The organism is Streptomyces sp. NPDC096310, assembly GCF_044763125.1.
Classification (GTDB): domain Bacteria; phylum Actinomycetota; class Actinomycetes; order Streptomycetales; family Streptomycetaceae; genus Streptomyces.
Map to the genome: position 1 here is coordinate 1 of NZ_JBIWFO010000040.1, position 22,920 is coordinate 22,920.

The window sequence follows — 22,920 nt, forward strand, 5'->3', positions numbered from 1 at the left end:
CGCCGCACAGCCAGCACTCAGGAAACTCCGGCTCACCCGCGTTGAACGCGGCGATCAGGGCCGACTCCAGCGGATCGGGGCGAGGCTTCATCGGCGGCCACGCGCCCGGACGTCGTCCTCACTGCGCTTGTTCTGACCAGCGTTCTTCTTGCTCAGCGCCACGCGCTCAGCGTCTGTCAGACTGGTGATCACAGGTACCTCCACATCAGGGCCTGTACGCAGGTCCCGGGTCTAGCCACCCGGGGCCTGCACTGGTTTTGACCTCTCGGTGCCGAGCGGCCACGACTCCCCGGCCTCCCAGAGAGGCAGGTCGGGGATCGTGTGCGCTCGATACGCACAGGTGACACAGGGCACCGGCCGCCGCCCCGGACTCGGGTCCGGTACGGCGGCCGGTGCCTCAGTGACGCGACCGGGCCTAGCTACCCGTGCCGGTCCAGCACGGCCAGCGCCCGCATATGTCGACGGATCACAAGAACTCCCAAGAAGCTGGAGGGGAAGAGGAGAAGGGCTTCACCGGTCCGCCGTTGCCACGGCCGGCCGGTCCCGAGCCCACAGAATCGGGCGCGTCATCGTCGCTGCTCTGACGCAATCAGCAGGGCGGTTGTACCGGGTGGCGCCCCAAGGGGCGTTCTCCAGAGCCAGCACGTGAGCACCGCCGACGGCATCACCCGGCCGCCACGGGGACAGGGACTCTCACCCCATCTCAGTTCACTGTTCAGTTCTCAAGAAACCGGCGCTTCCTTCGGCCTCGCTCCCGTTTCACCGGGGGCCTCAGGGCGACGCGTGCTCCAGCGAGCGAATCTCTTCGCCTTCTGGTGCGCACCAGAAGGTTGACATCTGGTGCGCACCAGAGTCAAGCGGTTCGATGGGTTGAGCGCCGAATCCGCCTTGCGGTGCGTCTCTAGGAGACCGCGCAGGTAAGGGGGTGCGGTAGCCAACAGCCCTTAACCTCAACGCTGTTAACCCCTGTTGACCTGCGGTGATGTGAGGCATGCTGGGAAGGTCAGCGAGGATCGACCGGCGGGCGGTGGCCAGTGGGTGAAGGACTGCGGGGCGCGCGAAAATCACGCGGGTGGTCCCAAGAGCGTCTGATCCGAGAGATCGAGGAGTACGCCCGGCGACACCTCACGGACGTTGCGGCCACGTCGAGCCTGCGCGTTTACGTGTCTGAGTGGGAGAACGGCAAGCGGACCATCTCGGACCGGTACGCCGTGATCCTGCGCCAGGTGCTCGGTGTCACGGACGCAGAACTCCGGGCAGCCCCCGCCGCGACCGGTCCGGCCACGGCCGATGGCTATGACGACCTGCTCGCCCGGATCGACTCGGCAAGCAGCGTGGGCGAGTCCATGGTCAGGACGTTCAATGACCAGACCGAGCTACTGCGGACCATGGACCGGCAGATGGGAGCCTCCGGCCTTGTCGACCAGATGACCGGGCATCTTGCCGCACTCGAAGACGCGTTGAACTTCGCTGTCCTTCCAGAGACGCGGCGGCCCGTAGCGCTCGCGCTCGCCGGCGCTTCCACGCTTGCCGCGTGGCAGGCGCTCGACACAGGAGCGGTCGAACGGGCGTGGCGTCACTATGAACTCGCGAAGAGGGCCGCGCAGGACGCGGACGCGCCCATGTACCTCGCTCACGCCATGGCGGAGCAAGCGTACGTGCTGTGCGAGGCGGGCCGTCCGACGCTCGGTGTCTCCCTCGTACGAGACGCGCAGCGGACCGTGGAGGGGAAGGCATCCCCGCGCCTCCGGGCATGGCTGTACGCCGCAGAAGCGGAGCTGTGCGCGCAGGCCGGAATGCCCGACGACTGCCATCGCGCGCTCGAAGTGGCAGCCACGACCATTCCGGCCGGAGCCGAGGACCGGGACCCGGACATGCTGAGTATCTTCCTCAACGGCGCCCACCTCGCGCGATGGAACGGCAACGTCCTCGCGATGCTGGGTGATGACGAAGCCGTGGGCAGCCTGTACGGCGCGCTCGAAGTGGTGGACCCGTCCTTCGTACGCGCGCAGGCCGGGCTTCGGTGCGACCTGGCCCACGCGCACCTCACGCGAGGCGAGTACGACCAGGCCGCCTCGCACCTACGCCAGGCGCGGTTGCTCGCGAACCGTACGGGCTCCGTACGGCAGCGTCGGCGGATCGATCTCCTCAGCGCGCGGCTGTAGCTCCGGTGCCACCACGGTTGGCCAGGATGTGGAGCAGGGCAACCAGCGTGCCGGACCCCATCAGGTCCCCCTTGGCCATCAGGCCAGGCACGTCTGACAGCGGCACCCACTCGACGTGGCCAGCCTCTTCTAGATCCGTGGGCTCTCCGACTCGCTCAGCGCCACGGCCCACGAAGATCTCATGCGGAGAGTCGACCATCCCGACCATGGGTTGAAACGTCACGACGTGGTCCAGTGAGGTGGGGCGCCACCCGGTCTCTTCCTCGACTTCACGGAACGCGGTGGTCTTGGCGTCCTCTCCGCCATCCACGATGCCGCCCGGCAGTTCCCAGCCCCATTGCTGGGGTACGAAGCGATACCGCCACAGCATGAGCACTCGGTCCTGGTCGTCCAGCACGGCGGAAATGGCGACGTGCTGGAGCCTGACCACGTGGTGTTCGAAGCGCTCCACCCCGGGAGGCTCGACATCCCACAGGTCAAGCTTCACCCAACGGTTGTCGTAGATGGTGCGCTCGCCGTGAATCTTCCAGGGCTCCAGCCCGGTCGGTGTCTCGACACTCACCCCACCGGGCACGCGGTAGGAACTGCGCCCCCGGACCTCCAATGCACCCTCTGAGACTAGACGTGCGAGCACTTGCCGCAGCGCGGTACGTCCGATGCCCAGCCGTTCCACCAGCGCCCGTTCCGACGGGATCTTGTCTCCCGGAGCAAGCTCACCAGAGGCGAGCCATTCCCGGATCGTCTCGTAGACCTTCGTCGTCTTCGGCCCCATCTGCGGCATGCTCCCCAATCGCTCATCCACGTCGCCCCACCGCTACGCACCCGAGAGTGCGTATCTCTTAAGCGTCGCACGTCTTCCATGCGAGCTGTCTCTTCGGGAAACTCCATCCGGAAACTCCCATCGCTTATGTCATACGGAGTCTTGTGCGCGCCTCCCTGTGCACCCTTGCGACGGAACTTGTTCCCTTCCCCCAGACGGTTGGCTGTGCCGCCATTGAGTGACGACCAATTCCGTACGAACCTCCCGGCACGATGAGGAGCTGATCGGACATGGCAACCACGCAGTCGAAGTGCGGAGCACGGACGAAGTCAGGAGGAAGCTGCCGCCGGAAGGCGATGGTGGGAACGTCTCGCTGCGACCTGCACCAGGGTGCGTGGTCGGCGTACGACGTGGCCAAGCGCAAGGCCGACGAAGCGAAGAAGAAGGCCAAGCCGCGCCGGAAGAAGTAGCCGGTCACCGGCCCGGCGCGGGGGAGTGCCCGGGCCGGTTCCGGGGCCGTCTGTGGGCCGTACGAGGCTCACCAGCGGTGACCGACAACGACCAATGACGACCTTCCGGCGGCTGGTCAGAACGGGTGACGGGCCGGTCCTCCCAGGTCCATCCGGTGCCCCATGACTTCCTGCGCAACAAGAAGCAGGAGTGGGAGGAGTACCGCTCCGAGGTCACCGCCTTCGAGCTGAAGAAGAACCTGCCGGTGCTGTAGCCCGCGGTCCGGCGGACCCGCTCCGTGGGAACGACACATTTCGGTCCGTACCGCCAGGGTGCGGACCGAAGTCGGCTCCGCCCGTGCGGAGACGCTGTTCCGCCGCCACCTGGGATTAGGCTCGATGCCTGGTGCTCGATCGCGCGGTTGCCGCGCTGACAGGAGACGGCGAGATGACGATGCCGGGACGCAGGAGCAGTACGTTCACCCGACTGCTGCGGCATGGTTTCACCGATCCGTCCGCCGCCGAGCGGCTGCTCGACGTTCCCGAGATGGCGCCCGTACGGTCCGACCCGCTGCTGCTCGACGCGCTCGGCCAGAGTGCCGACCCCGATCTCGCGCTGCGCGGGCTCGTCCGGCTGGCCGAGGCGGCCCGGCCCGAGGGGCTGCGGCCGCTGCTCGACACCCTGATCACCGCGAAGCCCCTGCGGGACCGGCTGCTCGGGGTGCTCGGGGCGTCCGAGGCGCTCGGGGACCATCTCGCCCGGCACCCCGAGGACTGGCATGTCCTCGTCACATACGAGCTGGCCGACCTGCACCCCGGCGTCGAGGAGTTCGAGCACGCCCTCGCCGAGGCGAAGGACCCCGTCACGCTGCGGATCGCCTACCGCCGCTGCCTGCTGGCCATAGCGGCCAGGGACGTCTGCGGCACCGCCGACGTCGCCCAGATCGCCGCCGAACTCGCCGACCTGGCGACCGCCACCCTCCGCGCCGCCCTCGCGATCGCCAAGGCCGCCGCGCCCGAGGACGCCGCCGCGTGCCGGCTCGCCGTCATCGCCATGGGCAAGTGCGGCGGCCACGAACTGAACTACGTCTCCGACGTGGACGTCATCTTCGTCGGCGAACCCCCGCTGGGCGCCGACGGACCCGACGACACGAAGAGCGCCGTCCAGGCCGCCACCCGCCTCGCCTCCCACCTCATGCGGATCTGCTCCGAGTCGACCGCCGAGGGAACCATCTGGCCCGTCGACGCCAACCTGCGCCCCGAGGGCCGCAACGGACCGCTCGTACGGTCCCTCAGCAGCCATCTCGCCTACTACCAGCGCTGGGCGAAGACCTGGGAGTTCCAGGCCCTCCTCAAGGCACGCCCCGTCGCCGGTGACCCCGCACTCGGCGCCGAGTACATCGACGCCGTCTCCCCGCTCGTCTGGCAGGCCGCCGAACGCGACCACTTCGTCCCCGACGTGCAGAAGATGCGCCGCCGCGTCGTCGACAACATCCCCGCCGGACAGGCCGAGCGCGAACTCAAACTCGGGCCCGGCGGACTGCGGGACGTCGAATTCGCCGTACAGCTCCTCCAGTTGGTGCACGGCCGCAGCGACGCCACGCTGCGCGGCGGCTCCACCCTCGAAGCCCTCGACGCGCTCGCCGCCGGCGGATACGTGGGCCGCGCGGACGCCCGGCAGCTCGACGAGGCATACCGCTTCCTGCGCGCCATGGAACACCGCATCCAGCTCTACCGGCTGCGCCGCACCCACCTCGTCCCCGAGGACGAGGCCGACCTGCGCCGCCTCGGCCGCTCCCTCGGGCTGCGCGGCGACCCCGTCGCCGAGCTGAACAGGGCCTGGCGGCGCCATGCCTCGGCCGTACGCCGGCTGCACGAGAAGCTCTTCTACCGGCCCCTGCTCGACGCGGTCGCCCAGCTCGCGCCCGGCGAGATCCGGCTCAGCCCCAAGGCGGCCCGCCAGCGGCTCGAAGCGCTCGGCTACGCCGACCCGGTGGCCGCGCTGCGCCACCTGGAGGCGCTGTCATCAGGGGTGAGCCGCAAGGCGGCCATCCAGCGGACCCTGCTGCCCGTCCTGCTCGGCTGGTTCGCGGACTCCGCCGACCCCGACGCCGGACTGCTCGGTTTCCGCAAGGTCTCCGACGCGCTCGGCAAGACCCCCTGGTACCTGCGGCTGCTGCGGGACGAGGGCGCCGCCGCCGAGAACCTGGCACGCGTCCTGTCCGCCGGGCGGCTCGCCCCCGACCTGCTGCTGCGCGCCCCCGAGGCGGTGGCCATCCTCGGCGACCCGGGCGGGCTGACCCCGCGCGGCCGAGACCACCTCGAACAGGAGGTCCTGGCGGCGGTCGGCCGCGCCGACACCGCCGAGGGCGCGGTCACCTTCGCGCGTGGGGTGCGCAGGCGGGAGCTGTTCCGTACGGCCGCGGCGGATCTCATCGGCTCGTACGGTACGGAGGACTCCCCGGCCGAGGAGGACCCCGGCGCGCTGGTCGACCGGGTGGGGAACGCCATCACCGACCTCAACGCGGCGACGCTCGCCGCGGCCCTGCGCGCCGTCGTGCGCGAACAGTGGGGCGACACCCTGCCCACCAGGTTCGCGGTCATCGGAATGGGCCGCTTCGGTGGGCACGAGCTGGGGTACGGCTCCGACGCGGACGTCCTGTTCGTCCACGAGCCGCGCGACGGCGTCAGCGAGCACGAGGCGGCGCGCGCCGCGAACGCCGTGGTCGCCGAGATGCGCCGGCTGCTCCAAGTACCCACCTCCGACCCGCCGTTGCTGATCGACGCGGATCTGCGCCCGGAGGGCAAGAGCGGCCCGATGGTCCGTACGCTCGCCTCCTACGCCGCGTACTACCGGCGCTGGTCGCTCGCCTGGGAGAGCCAGGCGCTGCTGCGCGCCGAACCGATGGCGGGCGACGCGGAGCTGGGCCGTCGCTTCGTCGCGCTCGTCGACCCGCTGCGGTATCCGGAGCGCGGCCTCGGCGAGAACGCGGTACGGGAGATCCGCCGCCTCAAGGCGCGGATGGAGACGGAGCGGCTGCCGCGCGGCGCCGACCCGACGCTCCACACCAAGCTGGGCCGGGGCGGGCTCTCGGACGTCGAGTGGACGGTGCAGCTCCTCCAGATGCGGCACGGCTGGGAGGTGCCGGGGCTGCGCACCACCCGGACCCGCCGGGCGCTGGCCGCGGCGCACGAGGCGGGGCTGATCGGCGCGCAGGACGCGGCGATCCTGGACGAGGCATGGGTCCTGGCGACGCGGGTGCGCAACGGGGTGATGCTGGTACGCGGCAGGCCCGGCGACACCTTCCCGTCGGACGGCCGCGAGATGGGCGCGATGGGCCGCTACCTCGGCTACGCGCCGGGCCCGGCGGGCCCTGTGGGCCTGGCCGGCCCCGCGGGTCAGGAACGGGGCGAGCCGCAGAACGCGCCCGGCGCCCACAACGGGGTCAACGGGTACGGAGGGATCAGCGGCGGCCTGCTGGACGACTACCGGCGGACGACCCGCAGGGCGCGGGCGCTGGTGGAGGAGCTGTTCTACGGAGCGCCGTGAGGTGCGCGGCCGCCGTCGGAACCGGTCGCGCCGGCGCCCCCGGGACCGCGCCGGTGAGGACGGTCCGTCGTCGGCCGGGAGCGGTCGTCGCCCGAACGGCTCAGCGCGCCGCCGGCTGCTCGTCCTCGGCCCGGCGATCCGCTCGGCGCCGTACGAGCGCGACCGCCGGCCCGCGGTCCTCGGCCACCAGGCGCGGCAGGCGGTGCGGGAGCGCCCCGTACCAGAGGTACGAGAGCGTGCAGCCGAACGCCAGGCAGATCATGCCGCCCACCGCGTCCAGCCAGAAGTGGTTGGCCGTGGCGACGATGACCACCAGGGTGGCCGCGGGGTAGAGCAGGCCGAGGATTCTCGCCCAGGGCGCCGACGCGAGCGCGAAGATCGTCAGGCCGCACCACAGGGACCAGCCGATGTGCATCGACGGCATCGCCGCGTACGGGTTCGACATGTTCTTCAGGTTGCCCGAGGCCATCGAACCCCAGGTCTCGTGGCGCACGACGGTGTCGATGAAGTGCCCGCCGTTCATCAGCCGCGGTGGCGCCAGTGGATACAGATAGTAACCGAGCAGCGCCACGGCGGTGGTGGCGAAGAGCGTCAGCCGGGTGGCGGCGTACCGCCCCGGATGGCTGCGGAAGAGCCAGACGAGCACACCGATCGTGACGATGAAGTGCAGGGTGGCGTAGTAGTAGTTCATGGCCACGATCAGCCACGTCACCGAATCCACGGCATGGTTGACGGTGCGCTCGACGGCGATGCCGAGGGTCTGCTCGGTGTGCCAGATCCAGTCGGCGTTCTTCAGCGCCTGGGTGCGCTGCTCCGGTACCGCGTTGCGGATGAGGGAGTACGTCCAGTAACTGACCGCGATCAGCAGGATCTCGAACCAGATGCGCGGGCGGCGCGGGGAGCGCAGCCGTCGCAGCCGCCGGGGTCCGGCCGCCACGGCGGGTCCGGGGGTACGGTCCGCCCGCACCGAGGTCTCCCGCGGTGGGGTCGCTTCCGGGTCCGCCCGTGTGTCCGTGACCGTGACCGCCTCCGTCGCCTCCGGGTCCGTTTCGTCCGCGGTGGGTGACGGCGTGGGGTACGGGGTGGCCGTACGGCCTTCCTCTGCCTTCACCGTGGATTCACCCATGGGGCGAAAGTCTGCCAGATTCCTCACCCCCGGCCGATCATCCTCCGGGCGGGTTCCGCGCGCACGCGGTCCGTCTCAAGGAGTAGACCGCGACCCTGATATCCCCAGGGGTCCGGGGGCGGGCCCCGAAGCCGTTGAACCGCGTACGACCAGCTCGGGCATGAACACGAACTCGCTGTGCGGGGCGGGCGTACCGCCGATCTCCTCCAGCAGCGTACGGACCGCCGCCTGGCCCATCGACGGCACCGGCTTGCGGATCGTCGTCAAGGGCGGATCGGTGAAGGCTATGAGCGGTGAGTCGTCGAAGCCGACCACCGACAGGTCGCGCGGTACGTCGAGACCGAGCCGGCGCGCGGCCCTGATCGCGCCGAGCGCCATCATGTCGCTCGCGCACACCACCGCCGTGCAGCCGCGCTCGATCAGCGCGGAGGCCGCCGCCTGGCCGCCCTCCAGGGTGAACAGCGACTGCTGGATCAGCTCGTCCGTCTCGGCCCCGCTCAGCCCCAGCAACTCCTGGACCGTGGCCCGGAACCCCTCGATCTTGCGGAGTACGGGGACGAACCGCTTGGGCCCGACGGCCAGTCCGATGCGTTGGTGGCCCAGCGAGACCAGATGGGTCACCGCCAGCCGTACGGCCGCCCGGTCGTCCGGCGAGATGAACGGCGCCCTGACCTTCGGCGAGAAGCCGTCCACGAGGACGAACGGCACGCCCTGGGCGCCCAGCCGCTCGTACCGCCGCATGTCGGCGGAGGTGTCGGCGTGCAGCCCGGAGACGAAGATGATGCCGGAGACGTCGCGTTCGACCAGCATCTCCGTCAGCTCGTCCTCGGTCGAGCCGCCGGGCGTCTGCGTGGCCAGTACGGGGGTGTAGCCCTGCCGGGTCAGCGCCTGGCCGATGACCTGCGCGAGCGCCGGGAAGATCGGGTTCTCCAGCTCGGGCGTGATCAGACCGACGAGCCCGGCGCTGCGGCGGCGCAGCCGTACGGGACGTTCGTATCCGAGGACGTCGAGCGCGGCGAGGACGGACTCACGGGTGGTCGCGGCAACACCGGGCTTGCCGTTCAGAACGCGGCTGACCGTCGCTTCGCTGACCCCCGCCTGAGTTGCGATATCGGCAAGCCGTGCGGTCATGTGAGTGGACTGTACCGGTCGTCTGTCGGATTGCCCACCACGCGGGTGAACCGAGCGGACGGCAAGTTCTTGCAAGATCTTGCGAAGCCCTCCCGCGGCGCGGTTGACGGCCTCCCCGGAGGGGCCCGGACGCCGTTGGCCCGTACGGGCAGGGGTGTGTGCGTCCGTGTCACGGATGAGCGGCGCAATCTACAGGACACACGCCGGTAACGATCGGCGGACCTTGCAGAAATCTTCCGCAAGGTCTTTCGGCCTTCTTGCATCGCTGTTACGTTCACGTCCGACCGGGCGCCGCGACGGAGCGGTACGGCAGTTGAAGGAGTTCGGATGCGACGTGGCATAACGGCCACCGCCCTGGCCGCGATCCTGGCCCTCGCGGCGACCGCCTGCGGTGGCGACGGGGAGTCGGGCGGCTCGAAGAGTGCGGGCGGCGAGCTGTCGGGGACGGTCACGTGGTGGGACACCTCGACCGTCGGCAGCGAGGACAAGGTCTTCAAGAAGCTCGCCGAGGGGTTCACGGCGAAGCACCCGAAGGTCGACGTCAAGTACGTCAACGTGCCGTTCGGGGACGCCCAGAACAAGTTCAAGAACGCCGCGCAGTCCGGCTCAGGCGCCCCCGACGTGATCCGCTCCGAGGTCGCCTGGACCCCCGAGTTCGCCGATCTCGGCTATCTCGCGCCGCTGGAGGGCACACCGGCGCTCAAGGACGAGAAGGACTTCCTGCCGCAGGCCGCCGCGTCCACGAAGTACAACGGCAAGACGTACGCGGTCCCGCAGGTCATCGACTCCATGGGCATCTTCTACAACAAGAAGATCTTCAAGGATGCGGGCGTCGAAGTCCCCAGGACCGTCGCCGAGTTGAAGACCGTATCGAAGACGATCAAGGACAGGACCGGGAAGACCGGGCTCTACCTGCGCGGCGACGACGCGTACTGGTTCCTGTCGTTCCTGTACGGCGAGGGCGGCAACCTGGTCGACGCCCAGTCCAAGACCGTCACCGTCGACAACGCGGCCGGCGTCAAGGCCATGACCGTCGTCAAGGACCTGGTCGACTCCGGCGCCGCCAAGACCGACGCCACCGACGGCTGGGAGAACATGCAGGCGTCGTTCAAGGACGGCGACGTCGCGATGATCATCAACGGCCCCTGGGCGGTGGCCGACACCTACGGCGGCGCGCAGTTCAAGGACAAGGCCAACCTGGGTATCGCCCCCGTACCGGCGGGCTCCGCCGAGCAGGGCGCCCCGCAGGGCGGCCACAACCTCGCCGTGTACGCGGGTTCCAAGAACCTCGACGCCTCCTACGCGTTCGTCCAGTACATGACCGACGCGCAGAGCCAGGCGACCGTCGCCGAGCAGCTCAGCCTGCTCCCGACCCGTACCTCCGTCTACGCGAAGCCGGGCGTCGCCGACAACGAGATCGTCGGCTTCTTCAAGCCCGTCGTCGACAAGGCCATCGAGCGCCCCTGGATCCCCGAGACCGGCAGCCTGTTCGCGCCGCTGGTCACCGAGTACACCAAGGTCCTCACCGGCCAGACCGCCCCGGACAAGGGCGTCAGGACCACTGGTGACGCCTACCGCAAGCTGCTCAAGGGCTGGAAGTAGCAGGAAAGGAAGGCCGGCTGATGGCTGTCCACACCGGCCAGTCGGTGGCGCGGGCCGCGGGCGACGATCTCGCCCGCGGCCGGGGCCGCGGCTCTGGCACACCCCCCGGCACACCGCCCGCGAGCCTGACCGGCAGGCTCCGGCGGGCCCTCGCGACGCACTGGTACGCCTGGACCATGGTCACCCCGGTGGTCGTCGTCATCGGCGTGATCATCGGCTACCCGCTGGTCCGCGGCGTCTACCTGTCGCTCACCGACGCCAACGAGCGCAACGTCGAACGCAACATCGGCGTCAACCACCTGCCGGCCACCTACGAGTTCGTCGGACTCGACAACTACGCCGCCGCCCTCACGGGCAGCCAGTTCCTGTCGACGCTCGGCTGGACGCTGGTGTGGACCGTCTCCTGCGTCAGCCTCACCTTCGCCCTGGGCCTTACCCTCGCGAACATCCTCAACCGCCGGATCGCGGGCCGCTCCCTCTACCGGATGCTGCTGATCCTGCCCTGGGCCGTGCCCGGATTCGTCTCCGTCTTCGCCTGGCGCTTCCTCTACAACGAGGACCGCGGCTTCCTCAACAAGCTGCTGGCCGGCGGCGGCATCGACGCGGTGCCGTGGCTCAACGACCCGACCTGGGCGAAGTTCTCCGTCATCGCCGTCAACATCTGGCTCGGCGTGCCCTTCATGATGGTCGCGCTCCTCGGCGGACTCCAGTCCATCCCGGGGGAGATGTACGAGGCCGCCGAGATGGACGGCGCGGGCCCCTGGCAGCGCTTCCGCCACATCACCATGCCGGGGCTGCGCTCCGTCAGCACGACGGTGATCCTGCTCTCCACCATCTGGACCTTCAACATGTTCCCGGTGATCTTCCTGCTGACCAGGGGAGGACCCGGCGACGCCACCCAGATCCTGGTGACCCAGGCGTACAAGTTCTCCTTCGAGATCAGCCCGCGCGACTTCGCGCAGTCCTCCACCTGGGGCGTGCTGTTCCTCGTCCTCCTGATGGCCTTCGCCGCGGTCTACCGGCGAGTCCTCCGCAAGCAGGGAGATACGTGGTGACCACAGCTCCGGCCACGTCCGACCGCCTCGCCGCCCCCGACGGCCCCCCGCCGGCCAACGCCCCGCTGCGCGGGCGCCGTTCACCCGCGGCCTCCGTCGCGCTGCACACCACCCTCACCGTGGCGTCGGTGATCGCGGTCTTCCCCGTGCTGTGGGTCCTGCTGACCTCGCTCAAGCCCGCGAGCTACGCGACCACCACGGACTTCTTCAAAGAGACCACGTTCGAGAACTACACCAACCTGCTGCGGGACACCCCGTTCCTCACCTGGTTCGGCAACTCGCTGCTCATCGCGGGCCTCACCACCGTGCTCGGCGTCTTCGTCGCCGCCACCACCGGCTACGCCGTCAGCCGCTTCCGCTTCCCCGGCAAGCGCGGGCTGATGTGGACCCTGCTGATCACCCAGATGTTCCCGGTCGCCGTCCTCATCGTGCCGATCTACAACATCATGTCGGGCCTCGGACTGCTCAACAATCCGACCGGCCTCGTCATCACCTACCTCACCATCGCCGTGCCGTTCTGCGCCTGGATGATGAAGGGCTTCTTCGACACCATCCCCCGGGAGATCGACGAGTCCGGCATGGTGGACGGGCTCACCCCCTTCGGCACCTTCTTCCGGCTGATCCTGCCGCTCGCCAAGCCGGGGCTCGCGGTCACCGCGTTCTACTCCTTCATCACCGCGTGGGGCGAGGTCGCGTACGCCTCCGCCTTCATGGTCGGCGACGAGAACCTGACCCTCGCCGGCGGCCTCCAGAAGTTCGTCAACCAGTACGGCGCCCAGTGGGGCCCGATGACCGCCGCGTCCGTACTGATCGCCATCCCGGCGGCCCTCGTCTTCCTCTTCGCCCAGCGCCATCTCGTCACCGGGATGTCCGCCGGCGCCGTCAAGGGCTGACGGGACCGGCCGCCGGCGCCGCCCCGACCGGCCGACCGGCCACCGGCCGCCCTTGCCGGCCCGATCCGACCTGACCCGGAAACCCACCAGGCCACCCCCCAGACACCCAGGGACGACATGACCCAGCACCTCACTGCCCCTCTCTCCGGCACGTCCGACGACGCCCCGGGTCACCGCACCGGCTGGTGGCGGGACGCGGTGATCTACCAGGTCTATCCGCGCAGCTTCGCCGACGGCAACGGCGACGGAATGGGCGATCTCGACGGGGTACGCCGCCGTCTGCCGTACCTCAGGGAACTGGGCGTCGACGCCGTCTGGCTCAGCCCCTTCTACGCGTCCCCGCAGGCCGACGCCGGATACGACGTGGCCGACTACCGCGCCATCGACCCCATGTTCGGCACCCTGCTCGACGCCGACGCGCTGATCCACGACGCCCACGCGCTCGGGCTGCGCGTCATCGTCGACCTGGTGCCCAACCACTCCTCGGACGCGCACGACTGGTTCCGGCGGGCGCTGCGCGAGGGCCCGGGGTCCCCGCTGCGTGAGCGCTACCACTTCCGCGCCGGCAAGGGCGCGCACGGCGAACTCCCGCCCAACGACTGGGAGTCCGTCTTCGGCGGCGCCGCGTGGACCCGTACCACCGACCCCGACGGCACCCCCGGCGACTGGTACCTGCACCTCTTCGCCCCCGAACAGCCCGACTTCAACTGGGACCACCCGGCCGTCGCCGACGAGTTCCGCTCCATCCTGCGCTTCTGGCTCGACATGGGCGTCGACGGCTTCCGCGTCGATGTCGCCCACGGCCTGGTCAAGGCGCCGGGACTGCCCGACATCGGTGACGGCGGCCGGCTGCGGCTGCTCGGCACCGCCGACGGCGGCACGCCCTTCTTCGACCAGGACGGCGTCCACGCGATCTACCGCCAGTGGCGCACCATCCTCGACGAGTACCCCGGCGAGCGCATCGCCGTCGCCGAGGCATGGACCCCGACGGTCGAGCGCACCGCCCACTACGTACGCCCCGACGAGCTGCACCAGGCCTTCAACTTCCAGTACCTGGCCACCTCGTGGGAGGGCGCGGCACTGCGCGAGGTCATCGACCTCTCGCTCGCCGCGATGCGTCCCGTCGGTGCCCCCGCCACCTGGGTGCTCTCCAACCACGACGTCACCCGGCACGCCACCCGCTTCGCGGGACCGCCCGGCGTGGGCACCCAGACCCGGGAGCCCGGCGACCGGACGCTCGGACTGCGCCGGGCCCGCGCGGCGACGCTGCTGATGCTCGCGCTGCCCGGCTCCGCCTACGTCTACCAGGGCGAGGAGCTGGGACTCCCCGACGTCACCGACCTGCCCGACGAGGCCCGGCAGGACCCCTCGTACTTCCGCGCGGACGGCCAGGACGGCTTCCGCGACGGCTGCCGTGTGCCCATCCCCTGGACGCGCGAGGGCAGTTCGTACGGCTTCGGCGCGGGCGGGAGCTGGCTGCCGCAGCCCGAGCAGTGGGGCGAGCTGTCCGTCGAGGCGCAGACCGGGGACCCGGGCTCGACGCTGGAGCTGTACCGGGCGGCGCTGTCCCTGCGCAAGGAACACCCGGGGCTCGGCGGGGGCACCGAGGTGGCATGGCGGGACGCGCCCGAGGGCGTACTGATCTTCGCCAGGCCCGGTTTCGTCTGCACCGTCAACACGACGGGGGCGGCGGTACGGATCTCCGCCCCGGGCGCGCCGCTGCTGGCGAGCGGCCCGGTGGCGGAGGACACCGTCCCGGACGCGGAGTTCGAGCTGCCGGCCGACACCACGGTGTGGTGGTCGCTCTGAGCACCGTCACCGTCCGCCGCTGAACGCCCCCATCCAGGGACGCACCACCGGCACCACCCTTTTCGGGCGCCACCAGCACCATCGGCACCCCCCTTTGGGCACCACCCGCACCACCAGCACGGCAAACCGTCATCCGCACCTCCCCCACCAGTGCTGTTGGAGGAATCATGGCTCGCAGATCCCTTGCAGCCGCGCTCGCCCTCGTGGCGGGCGCGGCAGCCGCCCTCACGGTCCCCGCCGGGACCGCGCAGGCGGCACCGCCCGGATCCAAGGACGTCACCGCCGTACTCTTCGAGTGGAAGTTCGACTCCATAGCCAAGGCGTGCACGGACACCCTCGGCCCCGCCGGCTACGGCTACGTACAGGTGTCGCCGCCCCAGGAGCACATCCAGGGCGCCCAGTGGTGGACCTCGTACCAGCCCGTCAGCTACAAGATCGCGGGCCGGCTCGGGGACCGCGCCGCCTTCTCGAACATGGTGAACACCTGCCACGCGGCGGGCGTCAAGGTCGTCGCCGACAGCGTCATCAACCACATGGCGGCCGGTGACGGCACCGGCACGGGCGGCACCTCGTACACCAAGTACAACTACCCGGGCATCTACTCGGGCGCAGACATGGACGACTGCCGCTCGACCATCAACAACTACGGCGACCGCGCCAACGTCCAGAACTGCGAACTGGTCGGCCTCGCCGACCTGGACACCGGCGAGGAGTACGTACGCGGCCGGATCGCGGCGTACCTCAACGACCTGCTCTCCCTCGGCGTGGACGGCTTCCGTATCGACGCGGCCAAGCACATGCCCGCCGCCGACCTCGCCAACATCAAGAGCAGGCTGAGCAATTCCGGCGTCTACTGGAAGCAGGAGGCGATCTACGGCGGGGGCGAGGCGGTCTCGCCCAGCGAGTACCTCGGCACCGGGGACGTCCAGGAGTTCCGGTACGCCCGGGACCTCAAGCGGATGTTCGACAACGAGAACCTCGCCTCCCTGAAGAACTTCGGCGAGAGCTGGGGGTACATGGAGTCGGGGAAGTCCGCCGTCTTCGTCGACAACCACGACACCGAGCGCGGCGGCGACACCCTCAGCTACAAGGACGGGGCGAACTACACCCTGGCCAATGTGTTCATGCTGGCCTGGCCGTACGGCTCGCCCGACGTCCACTCGGGGTACGAGTACACCGACCGCGACGCGGGCCCGCCCAACGGCGGTACGGTCAACGCCTGTTACAGCGACGGCTGGAAGTGCCAGCACGCCTGGCGCGAGATCTCGTCCATGGTGGGCTTCCGCAACACCACCCGGGGCCGGGCCGTCACCGACTGGTGGGACAACGGCGGCGACCAGATCGCCTTCGGCCGGGGCCCGGCGGGGTACGTGGCCATCAACCACGAGGGCTCCGCGCTGACCCGTACGTTCCAGACGTCCCTGCCGAGCGGCGCCTACTGCGACGTCCAGACCGGCAACGCGGTGACGGTCAACGGCTCGGGACAGTTCACGGCGACGCTCGGCGCCCATACGGCGCTCGCACTCCACACCGGCGCGCGGACATGCTCCGGTGGCGGCGGTACGGAGCCGCAACCGGGCGCCTCCGGGGCGTCGTTCGGCGTCAACGCGACGACCACGAACGGACAGAACATCTACGTCACCGGTAACCAGTCCGCGCTGGCGAACTGGAGCACCGGCGGCGCGCTGAAGCTCGACCCGGCGTCCTATCCGGTGTGGAAGCTCGACGTGACGCTCCCGGCGGGCACCACGTTCGAGTACAAGTACCTCCGCAAGGACGCGGCGGGCGCGGTGACCTGGGAGAGCGGCGCCAACCGCACGGCCACGGTGCCCGCGTCCGGCAAGGTCACCCTGAACGACACCTGGCGCGGCTGAACACTCTCCCCTTCCTCAGCGCCGGACGGACCGCACGCGTGGCCCGTCCGGCGCCCCTTTCCCGTACTCCGAGGAGACCTCGCGTGATACGCCCGTCCCTGCGCGCCACGGCGACCGCCGCCCTCGCGGCCACTCTGTGCGCGGTGCTCGCGCCGGCGCCCGCCACCGCCGCACCCCCGCCGGCCCGCGCGTCTGCGCCGGCCCCGGCACCCACCGCCTCCGAGGCCCAGTGGATCGACGCGGGCACCGTCGTCTGGAAGGCGGCATCCGCCCCCGGGGCCCGTCAGGAGCTGGCGTACGACGGTGGCCGGCTGCGGCTCACGCCCGGCCGGCTCACCGGCGCACAGGCGGCCGCGTTCCCGCACCTCAGGGAGTACCCGGCCTTCACCGTGGACGTACGGGACCGCGCCCGCGCCCGTACGGCGCTGCGCGGGCCCGTCACCGCCGTCCAGCGCGCCGCCGACGGCACCGCCTCCGCCACCACCGGCGTCCAGATCTCCGGGGTCCTGGACGACCTCTACAGCGCCCGTGCCGCCAAGGCGTCGCTCGGCCCCGTCTTCACCGGAGGCCGCCCCACCCTCTCCGTCTGGGCGCCGACCGCCCGTACCGTCTCCCTCGAACTGGGCGACGGCGCCGGGGCGCGTACGGTCCCGATGCGGCGCGACGACGCCTCCGGCGTCTGGTCGGTGCGCGGCCCCGCGTCCTGGGCGGGCGAGCCGTACCGGTACGCCGTGACCGTCTGGGCGCCCAGCGCCGGCGCGACCGTCACCAACCGGGTCACCGACCCCTACTCGACCGCGCTCACCACCGACTCGGCCCGCAGCCTCGTCGTGGACCTCGCCGACCCCCGGCTCGCGCCCGCCGGCTGGTCCACCCTGCGCAAACCGGCCGCCGTACCGCTGCGCCAGGCACAGATCCAGGAGCTGCACATCCGCGACTTCTCGGTCGCGGACCGCACCTCCCGCCACCCCGGCGGATACCTGGCCTTCACCGACACCGCCTCCGCCGGTATGCGGCATCTGCGCACACTGGCCGCCGCCGGCACCTCGTACGTCCATCTCCTCCCGGCCTTCGACATCGGCACCATTCCGGAGCGCAAGTCCGAACAGGTCAGCCCTGGCTGTGACTTGAAGGTGTACGCCCCCGACTCGGCCGAGCAGCAGGCGTGCGTCGCGCGCACCGCCGCCCGGGACGCGTACAACTGGGGGTACGACCCGCTGCACTACACCGTCCCGGAGGGCTCGTACGCCTCCGATCCCCAAGGGACACCGCGTACCGTCGAGTTCCGGCGGATGGTCCAGTCGCTGAACGCCTCCGGGCTGCGCACGGTCATGGACGTCGTCTACAACCACACCGTGGCCAGCGGCCAGGACGAGAAGTCCGTCCTCGACCGGATCGTGCCCGGCTACTACCAGCGGCTGCTGGCGGACGGCTCCGTCGCCACCTCCACCTGCTGCGCCAACACCGCGCCCGAGAACGCCATGATGGGCAAGCTCGTGGTCGACTCGGTGGTCACCTGGGCCAAGCAGTACAAGGTCGACGGATTCCGCTTCGACCTGATGGGCCACCACCCCAAGGCGAACATCCTCGCCGTACGTAAGGCGCTCGACGCGCTGACCCCTGCCAAGGACGGCGTCGACGGCAAGGCGATCGTCCTGTACGGCGAGGGCTGGAACTTCGGTGAGATCGCCGACGACGCCCGCTTCGTCCAGGCCACCCAGCGGAACATGGCGGGCACCGGCATCGCGACCTTCTCCGACCGGGCCCGCGACGCGGTGCGCGGCGGCAGCCCCTTCGACGCGGACCCGGGCGTCCAGGGCTTCGCCTCCGGTCTGTACACCGACCCCAACTCCTCGCCCGCCAACGGAAACCGCGAGGAACAGCGGGCCCGGCTGCTGCACTACCAGGATCTGGTGAAGGTGGGGCTGTCCGGCAGCCTCGCCGGATACAGGTTCACGGACACCTCCGGGCGTACGGTCCGGGGCGCGGAGGTCGACTACAACGGCGCTCCCGCCGGGTACGCGGCCGCGCCCGACGACGCCCTGGCCTACGCGGACGCCCATGACAACGAATCCCTCCACGACGCGCTCGCGTTCAAGCTGCCGCCGTCGACCTCCGCCGCCGACCGCGCCCGCCTTCAGGTGGTGGCGCTGGCCACCGCCGCGCTCTCGCAGGGGCCCGCGCTCTCCCAGGCCGGAACCGACCTGCTGCGCTCCAAGTCGCTGGACCGCAACTCGTACGACAGCGGTGACTGGTTCAACGCGATCCACTGGGACTGCCGGGACGGCAACGGTTTCGGCCGCGGGTTGCCGCCCGCCGCCGACAACGCGGACAAGTGGTCTTACGCCCGACCTCTGTTGGCCAACCCCGTACTGAAGCCCGGCTGTTCGGAGATCGACCGCACCTCCGCCGCCTACCGGGACCTGCTCCGTATCCGCACCACGGAACCGGCCTTCGGCCTCGCCTCCACGGCCGCCGTCCAGTCCGCGCTGTCCTTCCCGCTCTCCGGGCCCGGGGAGACCCCCGGTGTCATCACGATGCGCCTCGGCGATCTGGTCGTGGTCTTCAACGCCACGCCGTCGGCCCGGAGCCAGCGGGTGGCGGAGCTGGCGGGGCGCCCGTACGCGCTGCACCGCGTCCAGGCCGGGGGAGCGGACCGTACGGTCAGGACCGCCGCGTACGAACGGGCGTCCGGCACCTTCACGGTGCCTGCGCGTACGGTCGCGGTCTTCGACGCGGCCTCCCAGCCCGCAGCCCGCGCGGGAGGGCCCACCAATTGACGAATAGTCAACGATAACTGACCGGAAAGTAGCATCTGGCGGTTGTTTCCGACCGTTTCCCACCACGAGTGTCGGTCCTGGGCCCGAACTGGTCCAGACTGGCCCCGTGGTGGGGAACATGCCCGAGGAGACGACCAGCTTCGTAGGGCGCAGGACCGAACTGACCCGGGTGGAAAGCGCGCTCGACGAGCACCGGCTGACCACACTGACCGGCAGCGGCGGCGTGGGCAAGAGCAGACTCGCCCTGCGCGCCGCCGAGCGCGCCCGCGAGGCCGGACGCCACCCCGACGGCGTCTGGTGGGCCGACCTCTCCCCCCTCCACGACGAGGGCATGCTGCTCATCACCGTCTCCGACGCCGTCGGACTCTGCGACCACTCCCTGCGCATGCCCATCGACGCCCTCTGCGAATGGCTCGCCCACCGCCGCCTCCTGCTCGTCCTCGACTCCTGCGAGCGGATGGCCGACGCCTGCGGCCGGCTCGTCGACGTACTCCTCGGCGCCGTCCCCGGCCTCACCGTCCTCACCACCAGCAGGCGGCCCCTCGGCAGCCCCGCCGAGCACCTGCTCGACGTACCCCCGCTGCCCCTCGACGGCGACGACGGCGACGAGGAGGTCCTGCGGCTCTTCCGCGACCGCGCCGCCCACGCCGCGCCCCTGCTCTCCTTCGACGACCCCCGCACCGTCGCCTCCGCCGCACAGATCTGCCACCGCCTCGAAGGCATCCCGCTCGCCGTCGAACTCGCCTGCGCCCGGCTCGACAGGAACTCCGTCGACCAGATCGCCGCCCTGCTCGACTCCCGCCTCGACACCCTCACCCACCCGACCGGCTGGCCCCGGCGCCACCGTGCCCTGCGCACCGCCATCGGCTGGAGCCACGAGCTGTGCGCGCCCCTGGAACGGCTGCTCTGGGCCCGGCTCTCCGTCTTCCGCGGCGACATCGACGGCCACGACGCCCGCGCCGTCTGCGCCGGAGGACCGCTCACCCGCGACGGCGTCGCCCAGGCCCTCGACGGGCTCGCCCGCCAGTCGGTCCTGCGCCGGGAACCCGCCGGCCCCGACGGCCGCGTCCGCTACCGGATGCTCGACACCATCCGCGAATACGGCATGATGTGGCTCACCGAACTCGGCGAGGAGAAACTGCTCGCCGACCGGCACGCGGCCCACTTCGCCGAGGTCGCCCGCGACGCCCACGACGGCTGGGCCGGTGGCGAGCAGATCGCCTGGTACCGCCGGATCACCTACACCCACGCCGACCTGTGCGCCGCGCTCGACCACCTGCTCGCCGACGACCCCGCCACCGCCCTCGGCATGGCCGGCCGCGTCGCCTTCTTCTGGACCTGCCGCGGCCACCTCCACGAGGCCAGGAGCTATCTGGAACGCGCCCTCGCCGCCGCCCCCGCCCCCGGGCCCGACCACACCCGCGCCCTGTGGGCCCTCGGCGTCACCGTCATGCTCCAGGGCGACCACGAGGGCGCGTACCGGCTCGGGGAACGGTGCACCACCGCCGCCTGGCACGACCAGGAACCCGAGTCCATGCTCTCCGCGGCCTACCTCCTCGGCCTCACCTGCCTGCTGATGGGCCGCGCCCAGGCCTCGTACACCGTCGCCGACCGCGCCCTGCGCACCCACCCCGGAGACTTCTTCGACTCGCCGTCGCAGCTCCGCTGCCGCCTGGTCCGGGTCTTCGCGCTCACCGCGCTCCGCCGGTTCGACGAATCCCGCGACGAGGCCATGGAGCTGCGCCGCGTCTGCCTGGACCGCGGCGAGTGCTGGACCAGGTCGTACGCGGACTACCAACTCGCCCTGATCTTCCTCCTCCGGTCCATGCCGTACGAGGCGGAGGCCCACGCCCGCTCGATGGTCGCCGGCAAGGAGGAGCTGGGCGACAGCTTCGGTATCGCCCTCGGCCTCGATCTGCTCGCCGCCGCCGTCGCCGCCCAGGGCGACGGTGCACGGGCCGCGCACGCCTACGGCACAGGACAGGCGTTCTGGCGCATGGTCGGCCATCCGCAGCGCGGCACACCGGAGTTGGCGCAGGTCCGCGAGGAGTGCGAGCGGCAGGCCCGCGCGGCGGCCGGGAACCCGGCGTACGAGAACGCCTTCCACCAGGGCCTGGCCGACGACGGCCGGAGCGGCCTCACCCGCGCGCTCAGAGGTCATCTGCCCGAGGGCTGACCCGAGTTGGCCGCTCCTTGTCCTGAACAGACCGATGGCAAAGCTTTTCTTGTGACCGTGTGAACGCGGCCGGGCGGGACATCCGTCAGGTATGACGTCCACCGACGCGAAACCGGAAGAGAACCCGGGAGAGAACCGGAACGACCGGGGGAACGGGAAGGGCCGGGGCGACCGGAAGGGCCGGGACGGGGCGCGCCCCGCGCGGCTCTCCCGCTGGGTCAAGGCTCCCCTCGCACTCGTCGTCGTGGCCGCGCTGCTCTTCCTCGGCAGCCGGCTCGATCTGCTCCCCGGATTCGGCGGTCTCTTCGGCGAGGAGACCCACGACCGTACGGGCCCGACCCTGCTCCAGTCGATCCAGGACCTCGACCGCTACGAGGCCGCGTCCGGCAACTTCCAGGTCGTCGTGGACCTGGAGAAGGACACCAAGTACCTCCCGGACGCCATCCGCGGCTCCAGGACCCTCTTCGTGGGGGCCGGCACGGTCAGTTCGTACGTGGACTTCGGCTCCATCAGCGACGGCAACGTCCAGGTCAACGAGGACCGGACCGCCGCGACCATCACCCTGCCGCACGCACGGCTCGGCAGCCCCGCCATGGACGCGGACCGCTCGTACGCCGTGTCCAAGCAACGCGGACTGCTCGACCGGCTCGGCGACCTCTTCTCCGACAACCCGGCCGACGAACGCGCCGTGAACCGGCTGGCCGCCCGGCACATCGGCGAGGCCGCCAAGGACAGCGAACTCACCGACCGCGCAGAGAAGAACACCACGGCCATGCTCCAGGGCCTGCTGCACTCCCTGGGCTTCACCGAGGTGAAGGTGGCCTACACCTGACGCGCCTGGGCCGGCACCCCGGCCCCCAGCCGCATGAGCCGGCCGACGAGATCCGCGAAAGCGCCGTCGCCCGGCTCGTCCGCGAGGATCTTCAGCAGGATCCCGGCCATCTCGTCGTCGTACGCGGCGCTCACGGCGGACAGCGCGGCGAAGTCATGGACGAGCTGCCACTCCAGCTCCTGGCGTGGAATCCGCCGCCCGTCCAGCCAGAGCAGCGCCTTCGACTCGGCGAGCGACACCCACGACCGTACGGTCAACTCCAGCCGCGCGGGCGGCTCCTGGACCCCGAGATGGGCCAGGATCTGCTCGTACGCGGCCTGCCGCACCTCATCGATCAGCGCGGCCGTGGCCGTCCCGGAACCGGCCGAAGGACCGCCCCGCATGAGCGCGGAGAACCCGGGGCCGTGCTCGTCGACGAAGTCGAAGAACCGCTCCATGACCCGGTGCAGCCGCGCCCCGAGCGGCCCCTCGTGCGGCTCCAGGAACCGCGCCGCCAACTCGTCGGCCGCCCGCCGCAACGCCGCCTCGTACAGGCTCTGCTTGCCGGGGAAGTAGTGGTAGACGAGCGGCCGGGATATCCCGGCCGCCGCCGCGATGTCGTCGATCGAGACATCCTCGGGGGAGCGGTGGCTGAACAGCTCCAGCGCGACCCCGATGAGCTGCCGCTTCCGCTCCTCCACGCCCATTCTTCGGCGCACCCCGGTCGTCATGCGCACAG

At 70.8% G+C, this 22,920-nt stretch carries 15 protein-coding genes and 1 pseudogene; 12 read left to right on the plus strand and 4 right to left on the minus strand.

Annotation, left to right across the window (positions count from 1 at the left end; all coding sequences use genetic code 11):
• Positions 1-1,163 precede the first annotated feature (1,163 nt).
• A complete protein-coding gene (locus ACIQ7D_RS35780) occupies positions 1,164-2,165 on the plus strand; it encodes an XRE family transcriptional regulator (protein ID WP_403945146.1) in 1,002 nt (333 codons plus the stop codon).
• Here the strand turns inward: ACIQ7D_RS35780 and ACIQ7D_RS35785 are convergent.
• Positions 2,149-2,937, minus strand: a complete 789-nt coding sequence (locus ACIQ7D_RS35785) for a GntR family transcriptional regulator (protein ID WP_403945148.1) — start codon at positions 2,935-2,937, stop codon at positions 2,149-2,151. The genes ACIQ7D_RS35780 and ACIQ7D_RS35785 overlap by 17 nt on opposite strands.
• 278 nt (positions 2,938-3,215) lie before the next feature.
• On the opposite strand from ACIQ7D_RS35785, the gene ACIQ7D_RS35790 reads away from it, so the two are divergent.
• The 3 genes and pseudogenes from ACIQ7D_RS35790 to ACIQ7D_RS35800 all read left to right on the plus strand — a co-directional run bounded on the left by ACIQ7D_RS35790 (position 3,216) and on the right by ACIQ7D_RS35800 (position 6,924).
• Positions 3,216-3,395, plus strand: a complete 180-nt coding sequence (locus ACIQ7D_RS35790; RefSeq protein WP_403945150.1) for an HGGxSTG domain-containing protein — start codon at positions 3,216-3,218, stop codon at positions 3,393-3,395.
• Positions 3,396-3,562: 167 nt separating this feature from the next.
• Positions 3,563-3,649: pseudogene (locus tag ACIQ7D_RS35795) on the plus strand (glutamine synthetase); the annotation flags it as partial.
• Between the two features lie 173 nt (positions 3,650-3,822).
• Entirely contained in the window at positions 3,823-6,924 is a 3,102-nt protein-coding gene (locus tag ACIQ7D_RS35800) for a bifunctional [glutamine synthetase] adenylyltransferase/[glutamine synthetase]-adenylyl-L-tyrosine phosphorylase (protein WP_403945152.1), read from the plus strand.
• Between the two features lie 100 nt (positions 6,925-7,024).
• On the opposite strand, the gene ACIQ7D_RS35805 is transcribed toward ACIQ7D_RS35800, so the two are convergent.
• Together ACIQ7D_RS35805 and ACIQ7D_RS35810 are read right to left on the minus strand one after the other, a co-directional pair.
• Positions 7,025-8,050 (minus strand): phosphatase PAP2 family protein, encoded by a 1,026-nt coding sequence (locus ACIQ7D_RS35805; protein WP_403945154.1) that lies wholly within the window; start codon positions 8,048-8,050, stop codon positions 7,025-7,027.
• Between the two features lie 75 nt (positions 8,051-8,125).
• Entirely contained in the window at positions 8,126-9,181 is a 1,056-nt protein-coding gene (locus ACIQ7D_RS35810; RefSeq protein ID WP_403945157.1) for a LacI family DNA-binding transcriptional regulator, read from the minus strand.
• A gap of 327 nt (positions 9,182-9,508) precedes the next feature.
• Here ACIQ7D_RS35810 and ACIQ7D_RS35815 point away from each other — a divergent pair, with 327 nt between their 5' ends.
• From ACIQ7D_RS35815 to ACIQ7D_RS35850, 8 genes are all read left to right on the plus strand, one after another.
• Entirely contained in the window at positions 9,509-10,783 is a 1,275-nt protein-coding gene (locus ACIQ7D_RS35815) for an extracellular solute-binding protein (protein WP_403945163.1), read from the plus strand.
• Between the two features lie 20 nt (positions 10,784-10,803).
• Positions 10,804-11,838, plus strand: a complete 1,035-nt coding sequence (locus ACIQ7D_RS35820) for a carbohydrate ABC transporter permease (protein WP_403945166.1) — start codon at positions 10,804-10,806, stop codon at positions 11,836-11,838.
• Positions 11,835-12,731, plus strand: a complete 897-nt coding sequence (locus tag ACIQ7D_RS35825; protein ID WP_403945169.1) for a sugar ABC transporter permease — start codon at positions 11,835-11,837, stop codon at positions 12,729-12,731. Before ACIQ7D_RS35820 ends, ACIQ7D_RS35825 begins: the two co-directional genes overlap by 4 nt.
• Positions 12,732-12,848: 117 nt before the next feature.
• Positions 12,849-14,540, plus strand: coding sequence for an alpha-amylase family glycosyl hydrolase (locus tag ACIQ7D_RS35830; RefSeq protein ID WP_403945170.1), 1,692 nt, complete (start codon positions 12,849-12,851; stop codon positions 14,538-14,540).
• A gap of 167 nt (positions 14,541-14,707) precedes the next feature.
• Positions 14,708-16,414: a carbohydrate-binding module family 20 domain-containing protein gene (locus tag ACIQ7D_RS35835; RefSeq protein ID WP_403945172.1), complete on the plus strand. Its 1,707-nt coding sequence runs from the start codon at positions 14,708-14,710 to the stop codon at positions 16,412-16,414.
• 98 nt (positions 16,415-16,512) lie between these two features.
• Positions 16,513-19,194, plus strand: coding sequence for a pullulanase-type alpha-1,6-glucosidase (pulA, locus tag ACIQ7D_RS35840; RefSeq protein ID WP_403945211.1), 2,682 nt, complete (start codon positions 16,513-16,515; stop codon positions 19,192-19,194).
• A 109-nt stretch (positions 19,195-19,303) separates the two neighbouring features.
• The gene (locus ACIQ7D_RS35845; protein ID WP_403945212.1) at positions 19,304-21,370 is read left to right on the plus strand and encodes an ATP-binding protein; all 2,067 of its coding nucleotides are present in this window, start codon (positions 19,304-19,306) and stop codon (positions 21,368-21,370) included.
• Between the two features lie 91 nt (positions 21,371-21,461).
• Complete coding sequence (locus ACIQ7D_RS35850) at positions 21,462-22,202, plus strand: DUF4230 domain-containing protein (RefSeq protein WP_403945174.1); 741 nt, start codon at positions 21,462-21,464, stop codon at positions 22,200-22,202.
• Here the strand turns inward: ACIQ7D_RS35850 and ACIQ7D_RS35855 are convergent.
• Entirely contained in the window at positions 22,193-22,912 is a 720-nt protein-coding gene (locus ACIQ7D_RS35855; protein ID WP_403945177.1) for a TetR/AcrR family transcriptional regulator, read from the minus strand. The two genes, ACIQ7D_RS35850 and ACIQ7D_RS35855, sit on opposite strands and share 10 nt — an antisense overlap.
• Positions 22,913-22,920 lie beyond the last annotated feature (8 nt).

Bases quoted from the DNA above. Each gene is read 5' to 3' on its own strand.
- ACIQ7D_RS35785 (WP_403945148.1), bottom strand. From the start codon at position 2,937: ATGGGGCCGAAGACGACGAAGGTCTACGAGACGATCCGGGAATGGCTC.
- ACIQ7D_RS35790 (WP_403945150.1), top strand. From the start codon at position 3,216: ATGGCAACCACGCAGTCGAAGTGCGGAGCACGGACGAAGTCAGGAGGA.
- ACIQ7D_RS35800 (WP_403945152.1), top strand. From the start codon at position 3,823: ATGACGATGCCGGGACGCAGGAGCAGTACGTTCACCCGACTGCTGCGG.
- ACIQ7D_RS35805 (WP_403945154.1), bottom strand. From the start codon at position 8,050: ATGGGTGAATCCACGGTGAAGGCAGAGGAAGGCCGTACGGCCACCCCG.
- ACIQ7D_RS35810 (WP_403945157.1), bottom strand. From the start codon at position 9,181: ATGACCGCACGGCTTGCCGATATCGCAACTCAGGCGGGGGTCAGCGAA.
- ACIQ7D_RS35815 (WP_403945163.1), top strand. From the start codon at position 9,509: ATGCGACGTGGCATAACGGCCACCGCCCTGGCCGCGATCCTGGCCCTC.
- ACIQ7D_RS35820 (WP_403945166.1), top strand. From the start codon at position 10,804: ATGGCTGTCCACACCGGCCAGTCGGTGGCGCGGGCCGCGGGCGACGAT.
- ACIQ7D_RS35830 (WP_403945170.1), top strand. From the start codon at position 12,849: ATGACCCAGCACCTCACTGCCCCTCTCTCCGGCACGTCCGACGACGCC.
- ACIQ7D_RS35835 (WP_403945172.1), top strand. From the start codon at position 14,708: ATGGCTCGCAGATCCCTTGCAGCCGCGCTCGCCCTCGTGGCGGGCGCG.
- ACIQ7D_RS35850 (WP_403945174.1), top strand. From the start codon at position 21,462: ATGACGTCCACCGACGCGAAACCGGAAGAGAACCCGGGAGAGAACCGG.
- ACIQ7D_RS35855 (WP_403945177.1), bottom strand. From the start codon at position 22,912: ATGACGACCGGGGTGCGCCGAAGAATGGGCGTGGAGGAGCGGAAGCGG.